Source organism: Flavobacteriales bacterium, assembly GCA_013214975.1.
GTDB lineage: Bacteria > Bacteroidota > Bacteroidia > DT-38 > DT-38 > DT-38.
Window position 1 is genome coordinate 1 of record JABSPR010000051.1, and the last position, 2,520, is coordinate 2,520.

3 protein-coding genes and 1 tRNA gene are annotated in these 2,520 nt (G+C 34.9%); 1 reads left to right on the forward strand and 3 read right to left on the reverse strand.

Going from position 1 to position 2,520, the window contains the following annotated elements; translation table 11 throughout:
* The 3 genes from HRT72_02910 to HRT72_02920 form a co-directional block, all read right to left on the reverse strand.
* On the reverse strand, window positions 1-153 hold a 153-nt coding region (locus tag HRT72_02910; GenBank protein ID NQY66661.1), incomplete at its 3' end, for a hypothetical protein.
* A gap of 13 nt (window positions 154-166) precedes the next feature.
* On the reverse strand, window positions 167-1,375 hold the full coding sequence (locus HRT72_02915; protein NQY66662.1) for a hypothetical protein: 1,209 nt from the start codon (window positions 1,373-1,375) through the stop codon (window positions 167-169).
* Window positions 1,376-1,451: 76 nt separating this feature from the next.
* Window positions 1,452-2,174: a type III pantothenate kinase gene (locus HRT72_02920; protein ID NQY66663.1), complete on the reverse strand. Its 723-nt coding sequence runs from the start codon at window positions 2,172-2,174 to the stop codon at window positions 1,452-1,454.
* A gap of 108 nt (window positions 2,175-2,282) precedes the next feature.
* On the opposite strand from HRT72_02920, the gene HRT72_02925 reads away from it, so the two are divergent.
* Window positions 2,283-2,355: transfer RNA gene (locus HRT72_02925), tRNA-Phe, on the forward strand.
* Window positions 2,356-2,520 lie beyond the last annotated feature (165 nt).

A 2,520-nucleotide genomic window follows, 5' to 3' on the forward strand; every position in this document is an offset into this window, starting at 1 on the left:
ATAATTTTTCGCTTTATAATCATCACCATACAGGTTTAAAGCCTCAATACATATTATACTATCGGCGGCTGTAGCACCATATTTACCACCCGCAATCGCCAAGGTCGATAACCCTAAAAGAGCACCAACAACTATAAATATTATTTTTTTCATTTCCGTATTCAAATTAATCATACTTGTACTTTGTAAACCATTTCTCATTAAATGTAAAACTCAAAATCACCCTATGAGTTGACTCATTCATTAAGTCTTTATTCTTTCCTGAACTTAGCTCACTATATCTATAACCTAAGTTTATAACATTCGAATAATTTCTAAGTGGAATCGCTAGACCAAAACTTATGCCACTATTCGTTAATTGAGTTCCACTGTTTACTATTTCCGACTTTCCGCTACTTACTCCAAACTTATAAGTAGTCCGAGTAAAGAGTCCTTTGGTCATTTTTTTATTAGGCGTATACTGAAGCCCGATAATCATTTTAGTACTATTAGCTAACTGATAAGCACCTGATTCATCAAACAAAGGATTTCGAAAATCACTCCAAGCAGCACTTCTATAATCGAACCCTACTTTTAACTTGCGATTCAACACCGCACATATCCCAACTGAAAACTGAGTTGGCATAGTAATATTTCCTGAGCCTATAACTAATGTATCCTCATTAAATATATTCAAAGAAACTTCTCGGGTATCTAAATTCTCCGTCTTCAATTTATAACCAGGAACATATGTACCACCTACAATAATTTCAAAAACTTTATTCCTATCAATACTATCCAGTTTAAACTCATGGCTATATTGAAAACCAAAATCAAAATTAAAATCCTTTATATAATTCGATTTTAGATATGTAGGTGATTGCGTGATTGATGGATCTTCATAATCTAATTTCCCATCGTGTTTAATGGTCCCAAATAGATAATTAAGGTTAGCTCCTAATGATACTCCCTTTACAGTAAAGGCCTGAGTAAGATTAAATTTATTAATCCCTCCTTCGCCAGTAAATGTATTCTTTAATGTACCTAAACCATCTGCAGTAAATTCTTCTTCAATCGCATAACCAACATTACTATATCTCCTTATACCAAAGCCTGTAGCTCCACCAACTTTTGCCATCGGAAATGCAAGTGAAACATAATCTAAGGCACCCAAGGCACTTTTATTATTGGCATCACCTTCAGTAACGTTTAGAAACGATGCACCAATTCCAGCTTCGTATGTCGTAACATTCAACGAAGTAATAGATGCCGGATTTAAAAAATTAAGTTCTCTTTTGTCTCTAACCCCTGCACTTAATCCAGATAGAGATTGGGACACCACATTCCCATCATCCTTTATTTTCCCTATACCCAAATAGGAATATGGCGAATTCAATTTTGTCTGTGCCCTTACCTCCTTGCCTAAATGGCATAATAGAAGTGTAAAAAAGAAGCTTGATAGAAATAATTGCCTAAGCATTATAGTTTAATACAGTGTTTAATCCTTTCAGTGATAAAAAAGAATCCGCAAATATGTGACTTTTTAACTTGTTATTAAAGAAATCTAGGTCTCCACCCGTACCAATAATCAACAATTCCGGATAATTCGTTCTATATCTCTCGATTATCCCTTCAATTTCTGCCAACATTCCAATTTGTACACCCGATTTAATTCCCTCTTCTGTGTTAGAACCTATTAATTCTACATCCAAATTCGGTTCAAGTAACGGCAACTTATCAGTAAAAGTATGAAGTGCCTTAAATCTCATTTGAAGCCCAGGACTAATTCCTCCACCTAGAAAACCATCATCTTTACTAATGAAATCAAAAGTAAGAGCAGTTCCTGCATCAATTACCAGCACGTCGGAATCGGGATAAAGATGTGCGGCAGCAACTGCATTTGCTAGCCGATCTACTCCCAAAGATTCTTTCGAGAGGTAATTGTTAATTATCGGAATAAGAGTTTCATCAGAAAACTCCACACAGTTAAAATTATTTTTCAAAAGAGACAATACCTCTTCGTCAACTTCGGACACCGAAGAAATCATTACGTCTGTGATATTCTTATTATCTACAAGAATACTTTCTAACTTAGTTACATTCAAGCCAATAAAAGAGTCATTAGAGAGTAATTTATCCTCTTCGAATATCCCCATTTTACACCTTGTGTTGCCGAAATCTAATACTAAATTCATCGCTTATAATAGTGGTATCAAAATTAAACTAATAATCACGCCAACTAATAACAACAGAACTTTTAGCGTGTAGAAATATTTTATACATTTGCCACCCTAATTTAGGATGGTGCCTTAGCTCAGTTGGTAGAGCAATGGACTGAAAATCCATGTGTCCCTGGTTCGATTCCTGGAGGCACCACACCAAAAAAAGCCTTTCACAAATGTGAAAGGCTTTTTTATTATAGTGTCCCGTCCTGAAAAAGGTTGACTATATTATCAAATATATGTCATCAGAAAAGGAATTGAACAAAAGAGTTAAGTCCCCTTCAAGCTATAGTGAAGCTTTTAAACGAGTAGTTGTTTC

What these genes read in the sequence shown, in the direction of transcription:
- HRT72_02920 (NQY66663.1), bottom strand. Translation starts at nt 2,174, where the DNA reads ATGAATTTAGTATTAGATTTCGGCAACACAAGGTGTAAAATGGGGATA.